General features: G+C 45.3%; 15 protein-coding genes, 2 tRNA genes, 2 pseudogenes and 1 riboswitch. Of the genes and pseudogenes, 13 read left to right on the top strand and 6 right to left on the bottom strand.

Annotated elements, in window-relative coordinates:
- Positions 1–82: 82 nt before the first annotated feature.
- From HXT58_RS04535 to cysS, 3 genes are all read right to left on the bottom strand, one after another.
- Positions 83–1,231 carry an endonuclease/exonuclease/phosphatase family protein gene (locus HXT58_RS04535; protein WP_174143443.1) on the bottom strand — a complete coding sequence of 383 codons (1,149 nt, stop codon included), beginning with the start codon at positions 1,229–1,231 and terminating at the stop codon, positions 83–85.
- A complete protein-coding gene (gene ffh / locus HXT58_RS04530; protein WP_174143444.1) occupies positions 1,228–2,898 on the bottom strand; it encodes a signal recognition particle protein in 1,671 nt (556 codons plus the stop codon). Before ffh ends, HXT58_RS04535 begins: the two co-directional genes overlap by 4 nt.
- Before the next feature lie 75 nt (positions 2,899–2,973).
- Positions 2,974–4,611, bottom strand: coding sequence for a cysteine--tRNA ligase (gene cysS / locus HXT58_RS04525; RefSeq protein ID WP_174143445.1), 1,638 nt, complete (start codon positions 4,609–4,611; stop codon positions 2,974–2,976).
- Between the two features lie 193 nt (positions 4,612–4,804).
- Here cysS and HXT58_RS04520 point away from each other — a divergent pair, with 193 nt between their 5' ends.
- From HXT58_RS04520 to rpmF, 6 genes are all read left to right on the top strand, one after another.
- Complete coding sequence (locus HXT58_RS04520; RefSeq protein ID WP_174143446.1) at positions 4,805–6,142, top strand: nicotinate phosphoribosyltransferase; 1,338 nt, start codon at positions 4,805–4,807, stop codon at positions 6,140–6,142.
- Between the two features lie 222 nt (positions 6,143–6,364).
- Positions 6,365–6,694 carry a DUF3039 domain-containing protein gene (locus tag HXT58_RS04515; protein WP_004105359.1) on the top strand — a complete coding sequence of 110 codons (330 nt, stop codon included), beginning with the start codon at positions 6,365–6,367 and terminating at the stop codon, positions 6,692–6,694.
- A gap of 127 nt (positions 6,695–6,821) precedes the next feature.
- The gene (gene coaD, locus HXT58_RS04510; protein WP_032835291.1) at positions 6,822–7,370 is read left to right on the top strand and encodes a pantetheine-phosphate adenylyltransferase; all 549 of its coding nucleotides are present in this window, start codon (positions 6,822–6,824) and stop codon (positions 7,368–7,370) included.
- Positions 7,371–7,385: 15 nt separating this feature from the next.
- Entirely contained in the window at positions 7,386–8,423 is a 1,038-nt protein-coding gene (locus HXT58_RS04505) for a hypothetical protein (protein ID WP_174143447.1), read from the top strand.
- Between the two features lie 2 nt (positions 8,424–8,425).
- Complete coding sequence (locus tag HXT58_RS04500) at positions 8,426–9,055, top strand: YceD family protein (protein ID WP_102703371.1); 630 nt, start codon at positions 8,426–8,428, stop codon at positions 9,053–9,055.
- A 176-nt stretch (positions 9,056–9,231) separates the two neighbouring features.
- Positions 9,232–9,426 carry a 50S ribosomal protein L32 gene (gene rpmF / locus HXT58_RS04495; protein WP_004574042.1) on the top strand — a complete coding sequence of 65 codons (195 nt, stop codon included), beginning with the start codon at positions 9,232–9,234 and terminating at the stop codon, positions 9,424–9,426.
- 81 nt (positions 9,427–9,507) lie between these two features.
- On the opposite strand, the gene rnc is transcribed toward rpmF, so the two are convergent.
- The gene (gene rnc, locus HXT58_RS04490) at positions 9,508–10,329 is read right to left on the bottom strand and encodes a ribonuclease III (RefSeq protein WP_004105351.1); all 822 of its coding nucleotides are present in this window, start codon (positions 10,327–10,329) and stop codon (positions 9,508–9,510) included.
- Between the two features lie 127 nt (positions 10,330–10,456).
- Between rnc and HXT58_RS04485 the strand changes: the two are divergent.
- The 4 genes and pseudogenes from HXT58_RS04485 to HXT58_RS04470 all read left to right on the top strand — a co-directional run.
- Positions 10,457–12,218 (top strand): annotated as a pseudogene (locus HXT58_RS04485) (ABC-F family ATP-binding cassette domain-containing protein); the annotation flags it as partial.
- 104 nt (positions 12,219–12,322) lie between these two features.
- Positions 12,323–12,553: pseudogene (locus HXT58_RS04480) on the top strand (ABC transporter C-terminal domain-containing protein); the annotation flags it as partial.
- Between the two features lie 66 nt (positions 12,554–12,619).
- Positions 12,620–13,381, top strand: coding sequence for a ribonuclease PH (gene rph, locus HXT58_RS04475; RefSeq protein WP_174143449.1), 762 nt, complete (start codon positions 12,620–12,622; stop codon positions 13,379–13,381).
- 22 nt (positions 13,382–13,403) lie between these two features.
- Positions 13,404–14,090 carry a non-canonical purine NTP pyrophosphatase gene (locus tag HXT58_RS04470; protein WP_004105345.1) on the top strand — a complete coding sequence of 229 codons (687 nt, stop codon included), beginning with the start codon at positions 13,404–13,406 and terminating at the stop codon, positions 14,088–14,090.
- A 13-nt stretch (positions 14,091–14,103) separates the two neighbouring features.
- On the opposite strand, the gene HXT58_RS04465 is transcribed toward HXT58_RS04470, so the two are convergent.
- Both HXT58_RS04465 and HXT58_RS04460 read right to left on the bottom strand, forming a co-directional pair.
- Positions 14,104–14,184, bottom strand: a tRNA-Leu gene (locus tag HXT58_RS04465).
- A gap of 70 nt (positions 14,185–14,254) precedes the next feature.
- Positions 14,255–14,327 (bottom strand) — tRNA-Thr (locus HXT58_RS04460).
- A gap of 218 nt (positions 14,328–14,545) precedes the next feature.
- On the opposite strand from HXT58_RS04460, the gene pgi reads away from it, so the two are divergent.
- The 3 genes from pgi (at position 14,546) to HXT58_RS04445 (ending at position 18,809) form a co-directional block, all read left to right on the top strand.
- Positions 14,546–16,240 (top strand): glucose-6-phosphate isomerase, encoded by a 1,695-nt coding sequence (pgi, locus tag HXT58_RS04455; RefSeq protein ID WP_174143450.1) that lies wholly within the window; start codon positions 14,546–14,548, stop codon positions 16,238–16,240.
- A gap of 172 nt (positions 16,241–16,412) precedes the next feature.
- Positions 16,413–16,573, top strand: a riboswitch (M-box (ykoK) riboswitch).
- A gap of 104 nt (positions 16,574–16,677) precedes the next feature.
- Positions 16,678–16,824, top strand: a complete 147-nt coding sequence (locus HXT58_RS04450) for a hypothetical protein (protein ID WP_004574037.1) — start codon at positions 16,678–16,680, stop codon at positions 16,822–16,824.
- A gap of 236 nt (positions 16,825–17,060) precedes the next feature.
- Positions 17,061–18,809: an ABC transporter permease gene (locus HXT58_RS04445; protein ID WP_004105335.1), complete on the top strand. Its 1,749-nt coding sequence runs from the start codon at positions 17,061–17,063 to the stop codon at positions 18,807–18,809.
- The last annotated feature ends 3 nt before the right edge of the window (positions 18,810–18,812 follow it).

Below are 18,812 nucleotides of genomic sequence, written 5' to 3'. Positions count from 1 at the left end.
CGTTCGGGTGTGGGGCACTCCTTGCGAGCTTCCACATGTTCCTCACGTGATCGGGAAGAGGGCGCCGATTCACGCGAATAACTTATCTATTATGCCTGCGCGCTTGGACGTTTTTATCTAGTGATTGTAGGTCGATTGCTGCGATGTAGGCTAGGTGATCAGTGCCGTCAACAACTACATTCTTTTGCCATAGTGCGTTAGATTTACAGTTTTTTGCGCAAAATAGCACATGGTCAAGTGTAAGATTTGGCCACTTAAGCCATGTAGGCCATGTGCGTAGACGCTTTCCAAGCGAAAGTGCAACGTCTGTAAATCCGTATTTCAAAAGCGAGCGAAAGCTTGGGTGGTCGACTGTGGAATTAAGATCGCCAGTAACAATAGTAAGAGTTGCTAAATCGCAAGTTTTCGAAGTGGATTCGTCAACGCAATAAGTAGAATCAATAGTCGCAAGTGCGCGAATTCCATTACTCCAAGCAGCACACCCACGCATCGGTGACTTTGGATGTGCAGAAGCAAATTTCACTACAACTTTTTCAGTTGCACCAAAATCTAAGCAAGTTGTAACGCGAGGCACGCTTGCAGCTTCAATTTTTACGGAATTATTGCAAGTAGAAATCGCGGAATATTGCGTAAAAATAGCGTTGAATCCGCCGTTATTATGCTCACTTTGCGCACCTACGCACGAAGTTGGGAAAATTTCGTATATTCCAAGTTTCTCAAGATTTTTTACTAAAGACTCGCTTAATTCTTGTAAAAGTAACGTATTTACGTGATATTTTTTCGTTATTTCTATTATTTCGGATGCGCTCGCTTTTCCGTATCTGCAATTAAGAGTCATCACGCGTATTTCTTGATGCCGTTTCTTGCAGCTTTTGCGCGACGACCTGCTTTCGTGCAACCTACGTAATTTTGCAAACCAGTACGGCGTATGCGACTTAAGCGAAATCAAAAATAGCACAGCGTACGCAATACATAAATATCCGTAAGATTTCGCGTAAGATTGCGCTAAATTAAGCGATTTCGTCACTTTTTCTGCGCAGCATGTATACAGCAAAAAACCGCCAAAATTACACAAAAACAGTGCTCCCATAACGTAAGTTGCAAGTGGAAGCAGCGCAATAATATACGGAAGTGGGTTATATTTATCCGCACCTGTTGGCAGCCAACGCATCAACTGCCACAAAAGAAGCGGCACAAATATAACCCACAAAAACGCCAATACTAAAATCATCGACCGAATAAGCCAGCTAATCCGCCGCCAAAGTTAGGTGGCAGTTGATTATCTTGATTTGCGTCTTCGGAATTCATAAGTTCCTTAAGTCCTTCAGGAAGATTCTGAAGATTTGGTTGCTGCGGCTTTGCAAAAGCAGAACCTGCAACATCGTCGCTAGTAGATTCGCCAGAAAGACGCTCACGCAACGCGCGCTCTTCAGCTTCCCTGCGCATTGGATTTCCGGACTTTCCGCTCTTCTTCTTGCCTTTCTTATCTTTGCGCTTCGACTTACTGCCGGCTCCACCGAAGCCAGGAATTCCGCCCATGCCAGGCATTCCAGCGCCTCCGCTCATTCGCTTCATCATTTTTGCAGCCTGCTCGAAACGTTGCAAAAGTGCATTAACTTGCGAAACGCTCACACCTGAACCAGCAGCAATTCTCGCGCGGCGAGATCCGTCAATAATCTTTGTATTTCTACGCTCTTGAGGAGTCATAGAGCGAATAATTGCCTCAGTTCGGTCAATTTCCTTATCGTCAAACTGCTCAAGCTCCTGACGGTGAGCTGCCATTCCAGGCATCATGCCCAAAAGCTTCTTCATTGAGCCAAGCTTACGAACTTGCTGAAGCTGCTCCAAAAAATCATCCAAACCAAAGCTGCCTTCAGCTATTTTTGCAGCAGCCTTGCGCGATTCTTCTTCGTCGAACTGCTTCTGTGCGTGCTCAATAAGCGTCAAAATATCGCCCATATCGAGTATGCGTGAAGCCATTCGATCAGGATGGAAGATTTCAAAATCCTTCAAACCTTCACCTGTAGAAGCAAACAAAATCGGCTTTCCAGTAACGCTTGCAACCGAAAGTGCAGCACCGCCTCGAGCGTCGCCATCAAGCTTAGAAAGCACAACGCCAGTAAAGTTCACGCCATCGTTAAAAGCTTGAGCAGTGCGAACAGCATCCTGACCAATCATTGCATCAATAACAAACAGCACTTCTTGCGGTTGCACGGCATCGCGAATATTGCGTGCCTGCTTCATAAGCTCTTCGTCAACACCCAAACGACCTGCGGTATCAATAATCACAGTGTCATACATTTTTTCGCGCGCATAATTAATAGAATCGCGCGCAACTTTAACAGGGTCGCCTTTAGTGAACCATGGCAAAGAAATCGCGCTTCCACCTGTTTGCACACCCTTTTCTGGAGCAAATACAGGAACTCCTGCGCGCTCGCCAACAACTTGCAGCTGTGTGACTGCATTAGGTCGTTGCAAATCTGCTGCTACAAGCAAAGGAGTATGACCTGCATCCTTTAGCCAGTAGCCTAGCTTTCCAGCAAGCGTAGTTTTACCTGCACCTTGCAAACCTGCAAGCATAATTACAGTTGGAGGGTACTTCGCAAAATTAAGCTGCCTATCTACACCTGCGCCCAATACTTGCGTAAGCTCGTCGTTTACAATTTTCACAACTTGCTGAGCTGGATTTAAAGCGTGCGAAACTTCCTCACCAAGAGCGCGCTCGCGAATTCGAGCAGTGAATGAGCGTACTACTTCCAACGCAACGTCTGCATCGAGAAGTGCGCGACGAATCTCGCGAATTGTGCCGTCAATATCGGATTCTGATAGCTTGCCTTTGCTGCGCAAATGCTTAAAAGCATTGGAAAGGCGGTCTGTTAACGAACTAAATGCTGCCATAGTTTTCCATTCTACCTGTTGTTGCTAACGTAACTTTAGTGCAATTGCTAACTAATACTTTTGCGTTACTTTCGTTTATTGCAAATGCCAAGATGATCCTTGCGAAGTATCGACAATTACAATTCCTGCGTTATTTAACGCGTCGCGAATAGCATCTGCAGTAGCAAAATCCTTTGCTTTTCTAGCATCTGCTCTAGCTTTAAGTTGCAAAGTAATTAAAGAGTCCAAAGCTGAGTATTCTTTGCTTTCCTTGCCATTTGAGCCTTCTACAGACGATTGATTATCGTTCGAAGCCCACGTTTTTGCGTAAGGATCCAAGCCCAAAGTATCTAACATAGCTCGCACTTGCAAAACAGCGAGATATATGAGCTTTTGTACGCTTTCGCTTTGTGCTTGTGAAGAATCTTTGCTGCAGTCGTCAATAAGAGCATTTCCTTGACGAATTGTAGTAAATATTTCTGCGATTGCGCCAGAAACGTTAATGTCATCGTTCATAGCGCGAGTAAAATCTTCTGGAAGCTCGTCTGCGTTAACAGAGTGCACTTCTTCGCAAGTTGGCTTCTTGTCAAGCAATCTGCCAGCTCTCTCAAGGAAGTTCATAATGCGATCGTAAGCCGATTTTGACTCCACCAAAGCTTGGTCGGACCACTCCAGCATTGCACGATATTGCACTGCTCCCAAAGCATAACGCACAACCCAAGCCGAATTATTTGCCAAAACTACTGGTACGGAAAGTCCATTTCCTAAGGATTTGGACATTTTTTCACCTTTTGCGGTAACCCATGCTGAATGCATCCACACATCAGCGCTTTCCCAGCCAGCAGCACGCGTTTGTGCCATTTCGTTTTCGTGGTGAGGGAAACGCAAATCCAGGCCGCCTCCGTGAATATCGAAATCCTCGCCAAGATATCGATGGCTCATAGCAGAGCATTCAATATGCCAACCAGGGCGTCCCTCGCCAAAAGGAGTTTTCCAGCGCGCATCCGGCTGATCGAAATCGCAAGGTGCTTTCCAAAGTGCGAAATCCCTAGGATCATGTTTGTCTGGTGAAGCATCTGCAGGATCTGTTGGATTGTAAATATCGTTTTCAGCAGCGTCTACGCTTGGACCCTTTGCGTCTGCAATAGCTGCGGCTTCGTCTGCGCAAGTTTCATTTTGGTTCTGATTTTGGTGCGTTAATTCGCCGTAATGCTCCCAACTTGGCACGTCAAAATAAACATTTCCAGTAGGATTTCCGTCGCTGTCATTAATAACATATGCGTGACCGCGCTCAATCAAACGCTCAATCAGCTCAACCATGTCTGTAATATGACCTGTTGCGCGCGGCTCAACTGTTGGTGCAAGTACTCCTAAAGTATTGTAGGATTTTGTAAATTCGCGCTCGTAAATATATGCTCGTTCCCACCAATTTTGCCCTGATTCATTGGCTTTTTTCATAATTTTGTCGTCAATATCTGTGACGTTTCTAACAAACGTGACTTTGTATCCTAAACGCAGCATCCAGCGACGGATTATATCGAATGCGATCGCTGCGCGAATATGACCAATATGCGGAGAACTTTGCACTGTGGCGCCGCACACGTACATGCCTACTTGACCAGGCTTTTTAGGTACGAAAGTGTTCGTTGAATGTGAAGCCGTGTTGTATAAGTGCAGGTTTTCTGCGGCTTTAGTAACTTTTGCAGTCTCTTCGTTCAAACTCTTATTAAGCATAATTGCTATTATAAATGCTTCTTTATACTCAGAGTGACTTCGAGAAGTTGCATTTCGTACGTCGGCTCTTTAGTTAGCGATACAATTATTGCGATTTGGTTTTAGATTTAGCTTTAGTAATCCAATTAGATTCATATCTATTACTTATCTATTACCTAGCTGTTTTTATTTTGTTCGTTACGAAAGGAATATCATGGCTGAGATTTCATCTGCTCTTATGACGGACATGTATGAATACACTATGCTCGACGCTGCTCTTAAAGACGGCACCGCAAATCGCAAGTGCGTTTTTGAAATTTTTACGCGCCACTTGCCTCAAGGCCGTCGTTACGGAGTTGTTGCTGGCATGGGCCGCATTTTGGAAGAGTTGCAAAAATTCCATCTTTCGGAAGATGATTTACGTTTCTTAAGTGATCGCAAAATTGTTAGTGCAGAAACCATTGAATGGCTGAAAAATTTCCGATTCCGCGGTAAAATTTCCGGTTATCGCGAGGGTGAGATGTTCTTCCCTAACTCGCCAATTTTGCAAGTAGAAGGCACTTTCGGCGAGTGCACTTTGCTTGAAACTCTTCTGCTTTCCGTTCTCAATTACGATTGTGCTGTGGCGTCTGCTGCAGCTCGCATGGTTTCTGCTTCCGCAGGACGTCCTTGCATGGATATGGGCGGCCGCCGCACGAACGAATATTCTGCAGTTGCTGCATCTCGTGCCGCAGTAATTGGCGGTTTTAAAGGTACTGCAAATCTGTTAGCTGCAAAACTTTACGGTTTAAAGGCAATCGGAACTGCAGCTCACTGCTTCACTCTTGTTCACGACACTGAGCGTGACGCTTTCACTTCTCAAATTGCAGCTCTTGGCAAAGGCACTACGCTTCTTGTTGACACTTATAATATTGAGGAAGCTGTAAAGACAGCCGTGGAAGTTGCAGGTCCAGATCTTGGCGGAATTCGTATTGATTCTGGAGATTTGTGCGCTCTGGCTCGTCGCGTTAGGAATCAGCTCGACGAGTTGGGTGCTAAAAACACAAAGATTACAGTTACTAACGATTTGGACGAGTATGCTCTTGCTTCCTTGCAAAATGCGCCTGTGGATTCTTACGGCATCGGCACAATGCTTGTAACCGGCTCCGGCGCTCCAACTTGCGCAATGGTTTATAAGCTTACTGAGCGTGAGGGTGCAGATGGTGTAATGCAGCCTGTTGCTAAGCGTTCTAAGAATAAAGCGACTGTGCCTGGACGTAAGTTGGCGTATCGTTCATACGATTACAGCAGCGATTCTTGCGGTGTAGCTGATTGCGAACACGTGATTTCCGGTTCGGAAGTTGCGCTCGCTCAGTTTAAGCCTAAGGATTCGTGGGAAAATCTGCTAGTTGATTACATGGTCGACGGTGAAGCTGACGAACAGTTTATGGGTCACGATGCGATTATGCGTGCCCAGGATTATTGCGCTTCTGCTTTGCGTCGACTGCCTTTGGCTGCGCAAAGTTTGATGCGCGGAGATCCTGCAATACCAACAGAAATTCAAGTACTGTAAATTGATTTTTTTAAAACTAAACTTTACTAAATAACTAAATAAGATTCGCAAAAGGATCGCAAATAATTTTCGCAAATAATTCATGCGTAAAGATTAGCGCTTCCGACAGCTTTTTGAGTGTTTGTTGCGATAATGCTTTATGCTTGGTTTTGCGAATAAAATTCAATTAAATTTTAGTGCGCTACGAAATTCGTTACACAATGCGTTACGAAAGGATGCGAGATGTTTTCATCTTTAGAAGCAGATAATGCGTTAGATGCTGTTATGGAATCTGGTTCGCAATCCACAGATCCAGACTCTGGTTCCGGCACAAGCACTTCTGTTCTAGAACGTCCAGAAGTTGACGAAGATGCTCGTCTAGATGACGGTGGTAATGCAGATCGTTTTGCGCACTATGTGTCAAAAGACAAAATTGAAGAGTCGCGCTTAACTGGTCGACCAGTAGTAGCTTTGTGCGGTAAAGTGTGGATTCCTCGACACGAAGCAAATGACTACCCAGTTTGCCCTGAATGCAAGCGCATATACGAGGAATTAGGAAAGTTTAATTTTTAAGTAATTATGTTGCGTATTTAAGCAATTTATATTAAATATCAGCGTTACTTCTATCTTTAACGATAAAAGTAACGCTATTTTATTAATATATTTTTGTTCTGAGCGCAATGGGTGATAATCTAAGAGCATGACTATAGCTGTGTGCCCCGGCTCGTATGATCCAGTCACTGCCGGCCATTTAGACGTAATACAACGTTGTACGCATCTATTTGATGAAGTACATGTGCTAGTTGCGGTAAATGCTGCAAAGACTCCGTTATTTCCTGAATCTGAGCGCGTAAAAATTATTCAAGAAGCAATAAATAATTTGCCGCAAGCTCAGAATAGTTTCAATCGCAATTGCAAAATAGTAGTAACTTCAACAGCTGGTTTGATTACTGATTACTGTACAAAAGTTGGTGCTACAGTAATCGTAAAAGGCTTACGTCAAAACGGTGATTATGAGGCAGAACTTGGAATGGCGCTAGTGAACCGCAAATTAGCAGGTATCGAAACACTTTTTCTGCCTGCTGATCCTGTGCTTGAGCATGTTTCAAGCTCTGTGGTTAAAGATGTTGCTCGTCATGGGGGAAATGTTACTGGCATGGTTCCAGATAACGTAATACCCTTATTAAAAAAGCTTTTTAATGAACAATCATTAGGCGTAGATAATAATTCATCTATGCTGAACAATTGAACAGGAGAGTAGAAGATGACAAATAAAAATGAACTTACTGACGCAACTTCTGGATTATCTAGTGAAGGAGACGACACAATGGAGCGCGAAGTGCAAGTTGATCGCAATCAAAAGCTTCCATTGCATCCGGTTCTTGCAGATGAAGAAGATGCTCAAGACGGCGTTGTAAATACAACGCAATCCGACGTGCGAAGTGCGCGTGAAGGCGACCTATTAGTTGATGCAGATGCTGACAATACAGAAACGTCATCTGTTGCGGCAGTTGGAAGTGTTTCTGCTGCGGAAGATGTGCGAGATAATGGCGCTGATAGTGCAAAGCATAACAATAAAGATAGCAAAGCAGCTTCTTCGCCAGCATCATTTTCTCCTTTCCCTCTTCCAGATTTACGAGAAAGAGAAGACGGTGGTGTTATTGATTTTGAAGAAAATGAATCTGAAACTTCAAAAGTAGCTGCAGAAGCAATAAGCGATGAAGTGCGCTCAAAGAGTCGCGCTGAATTTACAACAGTTTACGACATTATTGATGCAATGGAAGCAACCCTTTCGGAAGCAAAGAATGTTCTGTTTGCTGCAGGAATGGTAAAAATTGATCGCGATGAGTTCGTTGACCAGTTAGCGCGTTTGAAAGATATGCTTCCTGTGCAATTGGAGCGAGCTTCTGCATTAATGCGAGAAGCAGAGCGACGTTTGCGTACAGCGCAAGCACAAGCAAGCTCTATTGTTTCCTCAGCGCAATCTCAATCTGCAGAAATAATTGAAGAAGCGCAAGAGCGTGCTCAATTCTTAGCAGGTCAAGAAAACGTAACGGCTTTAGCAAAACAGAAAGCTCGCGATATTCTCGCTACTGCGCAAGCAAAATCAGACAAGCTTACGCAAGGTGCGGATCAGTATTGCGCAACTGTTATGGAAGGCTTAAAGCAGCAGCTAGATAAATTAGAGCAAGACGTGCAAGCGGGTCAGCGAGTGTTAGAAGATCGTCGCCGAGCTGCAGCGCACGTACAAAACGACATTAGCTCATCATTGTATGACGATGATGAAGAGGAAAGGAATTAGTAATGGCTTCGCATCCATCCCAATCACCATGGGCTGTTCCAGTAGCGCAAATGGCTGCGCGCGCTGGTAGTAGCATGTCGTTGCATCGCGTATTTCCGGCGCCGGAAGGCATTGGAGATTACGTTATTGGCGTAAAGCCAGGCAGCGATGTTATGGTTGATGGCGATTTTGATGCTGTGGTTGACGGCTTAATGTTTCAGGGCAGTATTACTGCTCCGGTGCATGCAGAATGTACTCGATGCTTGATGCCGCTTCGTCGCGATTGGAAAGTGGATGTGTGCGTATTCTTCCCATATGCTGACTCGCGTTCTAATCGTTCTGATAATCGCAATACTCGTGGCGATGCGGATGAAGCTGAATCGCAAATTTGGGATGAAAATGACGAGTCAGGCAATGTGTATCCGCTAGTTGCGGGTGGCGATTTTGCGGATATTGAGGCTCTTATTCGCGACACGATGGTAAGTGAGTTGCCGTTGCAGCCGTTGTGCGAGCCGGATTGCCGCGGACTTTGCTCTCAGTGTGGCGAAAACTTAAACGAGCATCCAGATCATCATCACGACGTTACGGATATTCGTTTTGCTGCTTTAGAGGATTTGAAAGCTCAGCTTGAGCAGAATGAAAAGCGGCATTAATTTTAGCGAGTTGTAAAGTTTCGGTCGTTTTTGGGCTGAAAAGCGGCATAAACTGCGCGCGCTTGTAAAGTTTCTGTTGCGCTAAAGAGAAATTAGGTTGCGCAATTTGTACGGCGCTTGCTGTAATATACAGAACGCTTAAGCTCAATCGATTGAACGAAATAGAGGAAAGAATTATGGCACTGCCTAAGTACAAGACCTCGCGTGCTAATACGCATTCGCGTCGCGCTAATTGGAAGGCGTCTGCCGTGCAGACTGTGACTTGCCCGAACTGCGGTTCTCAGGCATTCCCACACATGGCTTGCCCATCTTGCGGAACCTTCCGTGGTCGTGTTTACCGTGAAGCTATTCGCTCCGAGCACACCAAGTAGGTTTTATTAACAGAAACCCTGCCATCGACGGGTGGCAGGGTTTTTCTTTTTCTTGCGTATTGTGGCTGTGAGGGGTGGGTGTTACTTACGCGCGTCGAGTGCGTGCCAAGCGATTTCGGCTGCTGCGAGTTGCGCTTTTCGTTTGCTAGAGCCACTTCCGACTCCCAGCACTTCGTCGCCATCCTTATGCGCCAAAACCGCGCGAGCTTCAAACACTGGTGCGTATTCTGGCCCAGAAACAGCCATTCGATACTCTGGATCTTCCAAACCCATATCGTGAGCTTTGACTGTAAGCGAAGTCTTCCAATCGAGAGCTGGTCCTTCAGTTAGCACTTCCGCCAAAGTGTCGTCAATCAAACGATGCACAACTCTGCGAGCTTCATCAATTCCATGCTCAACAAAAGTTGCGCCAATAAGTGCTTCAACAATATCGCACAAAATTGAATCTTTATTATTTCCGCCCTGCTCCATTTCTCCGCGACCGAGAAGAATATACGCGCCAACATGCAGCTTTTCGCGCGCGACAGCAGAAAGCGCCCATTCAGACACAGCTTTCGCTCGCATCTTTGCAAGCTGACCTTCAGTCATGTCTGGATGTGCAGAAAACAGCGTTTCCGTAGAAACTAACTCAAGCACAGCATCGCCCAAAAACTCAAGTCGCTCATAATTTCGTGTGCCAGGATGCTCGTGCGAGAACGAGCGGTGGGTGAGTGCTTCTACCAAAAGATCCGGCGAAATAGTTGTGCCTAAAGCGTTCAAAAGTTCCTGCGTTGGGTCTCCAGGACGTGTTTCATCGCCATCTAATCTCAAAACTCCATCTTCGTTGTGTTGCGCATGTGAGTTGTTTTGATTATTTTGATTGTGTTTGCTCTGCATATTTTGTTGATTGTTCTGAGTTTTCATAGCACGTATTATTATAGTCCTACTACCAACACAAGCGCTTTTAAGCTTCGTGTTCGCATTTGCGATCGCATTTTTCCATATTCCTTCTATATCCTTTCGTATAAGTGTTCAGCTATATTTGTGGATTATGCCTACGTATGATTTGGGATTAGAACGAGTTTCGCTAGAATTTGCTACAAAAACGATTTTTACAGACGTAACTCAAGGTGTTTTTGAAGGCGACAGAATAGGTATTGTTGGAAAAAATGGTGACGGAAAGTCAACGCTACTTCGGCTACTTGCCGGTACAATGCAGCCTGATTCTGGTCGCGTTACGAAGCGCGGAGGGCTTACTTTTGGCATGTTGGATCAGCGCGATCCATTGGACGATAACGCAACTGTGCGCGAGGCTGCTCTTGAAAATCGCGAAGATTACGAGTGGGCTGCAGATCAGCGTTCACGCGAAATTGTAGAAGCGCTTCTTGGTGGCATAAATTTGGAAGCAAAAGTAGGCACGCTTTCTGGAGGCCAGCGCAGGCGCGCAGATTTAGCAAGATTATTGTTGCACGATTGGGATATTTTGGCTTTGGATGAGCCTACGAATCATTTGGACGTTGTGACGATTCATTGGCTTGCGGAGCATCTTCTTCACCGTTGGCAGGACGGTCAAGGTGCGCTTTTGATTGTGACGCACGACCGTTGGTTCTTGGATGAGGTTTGCACTTCGATGTGGGAAGTGCACGACGGCGTAATTGATCCTTTCGAGGGTGGTTACAGCGCTTATATGATGCAACGCGTGGAGCGTGAACGCCAAGCGGATGTGCGCGAAGAGCGTCGCAGAAATTTGGCAAGAAAAGAGTTAGCTTGGCTTTCTAGGGGTGCTCGTGCGCGTTCTACTAAGCAAAAATTCCACGTAAAGCAAGCGCGTGAGCTTATTGCAGATGTGCCGCCGCTAAGAGACACTCTTGAATTGAAGAAAATGGCAACTTCGCGTCTTGGTAAGCAAGTTGTTGATTTAATTGACGTTACGCAAATTTTCGACAACGCTCAGCAGCTAAAAAATATCGATCCGGATATTGTAGAAAACGCATCTTTAGGTGAAGATAATGCAGAAAAATCAAATAAAGTCGATATTGTAGAATCTGCTTTTGCGCAACCAACTCACGTAGGAAGCGTTACTATTGCTGTTGACGAGAGTCAAGAAAATTCTTTTGAAAATACTGCGGAAAATACTTCTGAAAATACTGCTACGAGCGCGCAAAACATTGCAGAAACTTCAGCTGCATCGCGCAAAACTATTACTGGACGCATGATTTTAGACGATGCAACTTGGCTTATAGGCCCAGGCGATCGTTTTGGAATTGTGGGTGCGAATGGAGCAGGAAAATCAACATTATTAAGCATTATTGATGGATCTCTAAAGCCTACGCTTGGACACGTAAATATCGGCAAGACTGTAAAATTTGCTGTGCTTTCGCAGCGGCTAGAAGAGCTTGAAAAGCTTGGAAAATATAAAGTAAAAGAAGTTTTAAGTCGCTATAAGCCTAGCTATATTATCGATGGCAAAGAAGTGACTCCAGGTCAGCTTATGGAAAGGCTTGGTTTTAAGCCCGAGCAGCTTATGACACCAATTGCGGATCTTTCGGGCGGTCAAAAGCGCCGTATGCAGTTGCTGCTGATTTTGCTAAACGAGCCAAATGTGCTGATTATGGATGAGCCTGGAAACGATCTCGACACTGACATGCTTGCAGTTATGGAGGATTTGCTCGATACTTGGCCCGGCACTTTGATTGTTGTTTCGCACGATCGCTACTTGCTTGAGCGCGTAACAGACCAGCAATTTGCGCTTATTGACGGCAAAATTCGTCACCTTCCAGGCGGTGTAGATGAGTATTTGCAAATTGTAGAAAAGTTGCAGCGCGATCACGAAAATAGCATTAGTGCTGCGAGTACTGTGAATGCTTCAAGTACTGCAAATTCTACAACTAAAGAAAGTTCAGAAAGTACAGTAGCTGAGCCAAAACTTACAGGCAAAGCCTATCACGATGCTGCAAGGCGAGTTTCTGCAATCGAGCGAAAACTTTCAAAGCTTGAAGAAGAAAAGTCGCAAATTGAAGCGCAAATGGCTGCGCACAACCCAAGTGACTTTGTTGGGCTTCAATCTCTTAACGAAGATCTCCAAAAAAACGAGCAAGAAACCAGTGCTCTTGAGGATGAGTGGATGGAGCTTTCTGAGCAGCTTTAGTACAAAATTGCTGCGCGCTAAGAAGAAGAAATAGAAGATAACAGCCACGTGCTAAATTTGTGAGGTATGACTCAAATCAAGGATATGTTGGAATCTGTAAAACCAATTCGCGTTGACGGTCGTGATGTTGACGAGCTCCGACCTGTGCGCATAACACGTAAATTTACTGATGTTCCTGAAGGTTCTGTGCTTATTGAGTGTGGCAATACGCGCGTAATGTGCACTGCAACTTTTACGGTTGGTGTGCCTCGTTGGCGTAGAGATTCCGGTTTGGGTTGGGTAACTGCCGAATATTCTATGCTTCCTAGGGCAACAGCTGAGCGAACTGATCGCGAATCTGTGCGTGGAAAAATTGGTGGTCGCACTCACGAAATTAGTCGTCTTATTGGTCGCTGCTTGCGCGGTGTAGTCGATATGAAAGCGATGGGTGAGTGCCAGATTCAAATTGATTGCGACGTGTTGCAAGCGGATGGTGGAACTCGTACTGCTTCCGTAACTGGAGCTTATGTAGCTTTGGTAGATGCGCTTAATTGGGCAGAAAAGAATGGTCATATTCGCTCTGCTGCAAATGTTATTAAGGATTCTATTTCCGCTGTTTCTGTAGGCGTTATTAACGGCACGCCTATGCTTGATTTGCCTTATGTTGAAGACAGTCAAGCTATGACAGATATGAACGTAGCTATGACAGGTTCCGGCACTTTCATTGAAATTCAAGGCACTGCAGAACATCGTCCATTTAATCGCGACGAATTAAATACGTTACTTGATTTGGCAACTAAAGGTAATCGCGAATTGCAAGCTGCTCAAAAAGCCGCTTTAGCAAAATAGAAGAGATTGAAGGAGAACGGGCGTGAAGCTTATTGTGGCAACACATAATGAGGGAAAACTCGTTGAAATCAAGCAAATTTTAGAGGAGCAATTGTCGAAGCTGGCAAACAGTTTCGAGTTAGTAACTGCAGGTTCTCTTGGCTTGCCTGATCCTGTGGAAACTGGCGTGACTTTTGAACAGAATGCTTTGCTCAAAGCGCGTGATGTTGCTGCAAGAACAGGTTATCCTGCTATTGCAGACGATTCGGGTCTTATCGTCGACGTGCTTGGTGCTGCCCCTGGTATTCTTTCTGCCAGGTGGAGTGGTGTGCATGGGGACGATAAAGCTAATAATGAGCTTCTTTTGCGCCAACTTTCTGATATTCCAGATCAATGTCGTACTGCTCGTTTTCGTTGTGCTGCAGCTCTTGCTATTCCGGATGGGTGCAGTGAGGTTCCTGAAGGCAGTGTTATGTCGCATTCTCACGGCTTTGAGACTGTTCGAGTCGGAGAAATGGTTGGTCACTTGTTGCGCGAGGTGCACGGAACTAACGGTTTCGGCTATGATCCGCTATTTGTGCCAGATCTTCAGCCTATTCGCGATGGTGTGCAAATGAAAGGTTTGACTAGCGCGGAGCTGACTCAAGAAGAAAAGAATGCTATTTCGCACAGAGGTAATGCTTTGCGCGCACTTTTGCCGGAGTTGCAGGCATTATTTATTACTGAATAAGCGAAAAATTTCGTGCGCGAGATGGGACTTGAACCCACACGTCGTAAGACACAGGAACCTAAATCCTGCGCGTCTACCATTCCGCCACTCGCGCATAGACTCATATAAATAATCGAGCGAATAAAAACAAATCAAAAGTATTAATACACTCGAGCGAGTCAGAGAGCCGCTTGACAGAATCGAACTGTCGACCTTCTCATTACGAGGGAGACGCTCTACCGACTGAGCTAAAGCGGCATGTTGCCCGAGACGCATTCGCGACTCGCGCACAAATCAATTACTATATATCATATTTTTAAATTTGTCCAATTTGGCGCGCCGCAAATTATCAGTGTGATTGTGTTCATTTTTGTGTTAAGCTTCGCGTGTTTCTGTCTGCTTTTGTGAGTATCTTGTGAATTGGACTATAGTGACGATTGCTGTCACGTAAGTTGAAGAAATGAAAGGACCTAGAAATGGCCATCAATCCGCCAGTTGACGCCGTAAAAACCCCAGAGTGGGCTGCATTGCAGAAGCATTACGACGAGTTGCAATCAGAAGGCGTTTGCCTGAAGAAGTGGTTTGCCGAGGATGCAAATCGCGTGGATAAGTTGAGCTTCGAAGCTGGAGATCTCCACTTCGATCTTTCTAAGAATTTAATTAAGCCTGAAACTCTTAAGCTTTTCGCAGACCTTGCAAAGGCAGTTAAGCTTGACGAGCGCACTAAGGCAATGTACACTGGCGTGCACATTAATAATACAGAAGATCGTGCAGTTTTGCACACTGCTTTGCGTCGTCCTGCAGAGGATGCTGGCAAGTTCATTGTTGACGGTCAAGATACCGTTGCAGACGTGCGTGAAGTGTTGGGTCGCATTTACGATTTCGCTAACGAAGTTCGTTCCGGCGCTTGGAAGGGCGTTACCGGCAAGAACATTAAGACCGTTGTAAACATTGGTATCGGCGGCTCTGATTTGGGTCCGGTCATGGTTTACGAAGCTTTGAAGCCATATGCTGACACTGGTATTAGCGCTCGCTACGTTTCTAACATTGATCCAAACGATATGGCAGAAAAGACCAAGGATTTGGATCCAGAAACCACTTTGTTCATCATTGTTTCCAAGACCTTCACTACTTTGGAGACTTTGACCAACGCTCGTACCGCTCGCACTTGGTTGCTGAATAAGCTTCAGGAGTGCGGTGCTATTGACGGAAGCGACGCAAAGAAGGCTGAAGCTGTTGCTAAGCACTTCGTGGCTGTTTCCACCAACCTCGAAAAGGTTGAAGAGTTCGGCATCAACCCAACCAACGCTTTTGGCTTCTGGAGCTGGGTTGGCGGTCGTTACTCTGTGGATTCCGCTGTTGGCACTTCTTTGGCTGTTGTTCTCGGCCCAGAGCGCTTCGAAGAGTTCTTGAAGGGCTTCCACGCAATCGATACTTACTTCGCTGAGACTCCATTCGAGAAGAACGTTGTTGTGCTTCTCGGTATGCTCAACGTTTGGTACCGCAACTTCTACAAGGTTGCTTCTCACGCTGTGCTTCCATACGATCAATACTTGCACCGCTTCCCAGCTTATTTGCAGCAGCTCACCATGGAATCCAACGGTAAGTCTGTGCGCTGGGACGGCACTCCTGTAACAAGCGAAACCGGCGAAATCTTCTGGGGTGAGCCAGGTACTAACGGCCAGCACGCTTTCTACCAGTTGATTCACCAGGGCACTCAGCTTATTCCAGCTGATTTCATTGCTTTCGTGAACACGCCAAATCCTACTAAGGATGGCGATCAGGATGTGCACGAGCTCTTCTTGGGCAACTATCTTGCACAGACTAAGGCTCTTGCTTTCGGCAAGACTGCTGATGAAGTTCGCGCTGAAGGCACTCCAGAGGAGATTGTGCCAGCTCGCGTGTTCAAGGGCAACCGTCCAACCACGTCCATTTTCGGCGATGCTTTGACTCCATTTAGCTTGGGCGAGCTTATTGCTCTCTACGAGCACATTACCTTCGTTGAAGGCACTGTGTGGGGCTTGGATTCCTACGATCAGTGGGGTGTGGAGCTTGGCAAGCAGCTTGCAAAGCAGATTACTCCTGCAATTTCTAAGGATGATGAAGCTTTGGCAGCTCAGGATGCTTCTACACAGAGCTTGATTCGCTTCTATCGCGCTCATCGCAAGTAAGATAGTAGTCATATAGGCAATCGTTTTTAGCGATTGTTGATTTATAAGCCTCTTGGCGTTAATTCGTCAAGAGGCTTTTTTGTTTAGCATCTGTCGCTGAGTTTTGTAAGTTTCAAATGCATCGCAATGTGTTTTGCTGCATGTTGACACAACTGCAACAATAATTTATAATGAGCACGGTCGGTAGGTAAGGCTACCACGGGGATACGGGTTGCTGCCGCAACACAGTGGAGACACTGCACGCTGGTTAACAGTCGTTGTCGAATTCAAGGCTTCGACTAATGCAACGCCACCGCCCTGCGAAGCTGAAGCTTGAACGACGTGGCACGCTTAATATGCGTTTGTGTGTTTTGGTGCGCCTCTGTTCTCTTGTAAACCTCCGATTCAATGATGAAGATTTGCGCCGGCAGCGCACTAACTTAAGGAGGTGATTTGCCGTGAAACATGACAGTAAAAGCCATAATTCTAGTACTCGTACTGATGAAGGCTCCGACACTATTGGCAGTAGTAGTTCGGATGTTCCTCCTGAATATATGAAGCCGGCAATCACCGAATTTAGGTTGCAAAACTTGCGAAATATATAACTTACGAAATACAACTTACGAAGTATAATTTACGAAATATAATTTGTGGAGTTAAAACGTGAGTTCTAGTTATTTGCGCCTGTAACGTAATCAATGGTGATACGGCTACGCAAGAATTTACGAAAATCTAAATAGAAATTCGCATAGAAATCTCAATAGATATCTGCGTAATAAATGAATAGAAATAAAAAATACACGAAAGTGAATCCACTTATTGCCTATTCGAGGACTTTATTATGACCGTATTTACAACTTCGCGCAAAGAAAGCGCAGGCGCGCAAGTCGACGAGAACACTCGTTTCTGGTCGGATATTATTGTGTGCGTTGGCATTATTGCCGTTTTTGGCGTAACTGCCTTCCTTATTCAGCGCATAAATCAACCGATTGGTCCAAGTGGCATACCATCTAAGGTATCCACGGACTTAATCAATCTGCCTTACTACACTTTGCGCTCAGTATTTCGCATGCTGATCGCATTAGTTGCATCTCTTATATTTACTATTGTTTATGGCTCTATTGCAGCTCGCAGTCGTAGGCTTGGCAAGGTGCTTATTCCTCTTCTAGATATTTTGCAATCAGTTCCAATTCTTGGCTTCCTTTCGGCAACTGTCACGATTTGGTTGGTAATTTTCCCTGGATCGATGCTTGGTGTTGAAGCCGCTTCGATTTTTGCTATTTTTACGAGTCAAGCATGGAATATGACTTTTTCGTTCCACCGTTCGCTGCTCAGCGAGCCAAAGGAACTGGATGAGGCAGTTCGTAGTTTGCAACTCACGCATTGGCAACGTTTCTGGGTGCTAGACATGCCTAACGCAATGATTCCTCTGCTTTGGAATTGCATGATGTCTGTTGGAGGCGGATGGTTCTTCCTTACAGCTTCGGAAATGATTTCCGTAAATAATCACACTTACGCTCTTCCTGGCATCGGTAGTTTTGTGGCACAAGCTGCTGCTGAAAATAAGCTTGGTCTTATTTGGTGGGCTATTGTGTCGATGGTGATTGTTGTTTTGGCACTTGACTTCTTCTTGTGGAAACCGCTTACAGCTTGGGCTGAGCGTTTCCGCATTACGCAAAGCGCATCTGATAATGAGCGTCACAGTGCTATTTTGACTCTTATTCGTCACTCTCATGCAGATGAAGTTATTAGTAAACTGTTTTTGCCAATTCGCGAGTGGCTTGAAAAAGTAACGCGCCCATTCGGTCGCACAGGCTCCAAGTGGCCTCACAAGGCTGCTCAGCATAAGCTTGGTGATTGGGTATTTAACGTTATTATGCTAATTATTGTGGCTGCTGGCGCTGCCCATATGCTTTACTTTGTGTATACAACTGCAGGTTTGCATGAGTTTATTACTGCAGGCATGCTTGGTGGCATCACTTTTATACGCGTTGCTGTGTTGATTTTAATAAGCTCGCTTATTTGGGTTCCTGTTGGTGTTGTAATCGGCATGAATCCTAAGATTTCGCGTATTATGCAGCCTATAGTGCAAATTCTTGCTAGCTTCCCAGCAAACTTCATCTTCCCGTTTGCTATGGCTTGGTTTATGGCTTGGCATATTGATCTTGGTTGGGGAAGTATTATTTTGATGGCTCTTGGTACGCAATGGTACATTCTGTTCAATGTTATTGCAGGTGCTAGTGCTATCCCTGATGATTTGCGTGAAATGACGCGCAGCTTCCGCTTGGATCGTACTTTGCGATGGAAGACGCTTATTTTGCCGTCTATTTTCGGTTCATGGTGCACTGGCGGTATTACAGCTGCAGGCGGTGCATGGAATGCTTCGATTGTGTCTGAGATTGTGGAATATGGAAAGAATCACATGGAAACTCAGGGTTTGGGCGCATATATTACTAATGCAACCACTTTAGGAGATTCTGCGCGCACTTTAGTTGGCGTAACTGTTATGAGCTTGATTGTTGTTTTAAGCAACCGATTATTCTGGTCGCCAATGCAACGTATTTCCGAAAAACGTTACGTATTGAATTAAATC

It is taken from the genome of Gardnerella sp. KA01000, assembly GCF_049244035.1.
Classification (GTDB): Bacteria; Actinomycetota; Actinomycetes; order Actinomycetales; family Bifidobacteriaceae; genus Bifidobacterium; species Bifidobacterium leopoldii.
Note: the sequence above shows the minus strand (reverse complement) of the source record. Positions and strands in the feature narration are given on the sequence as shown.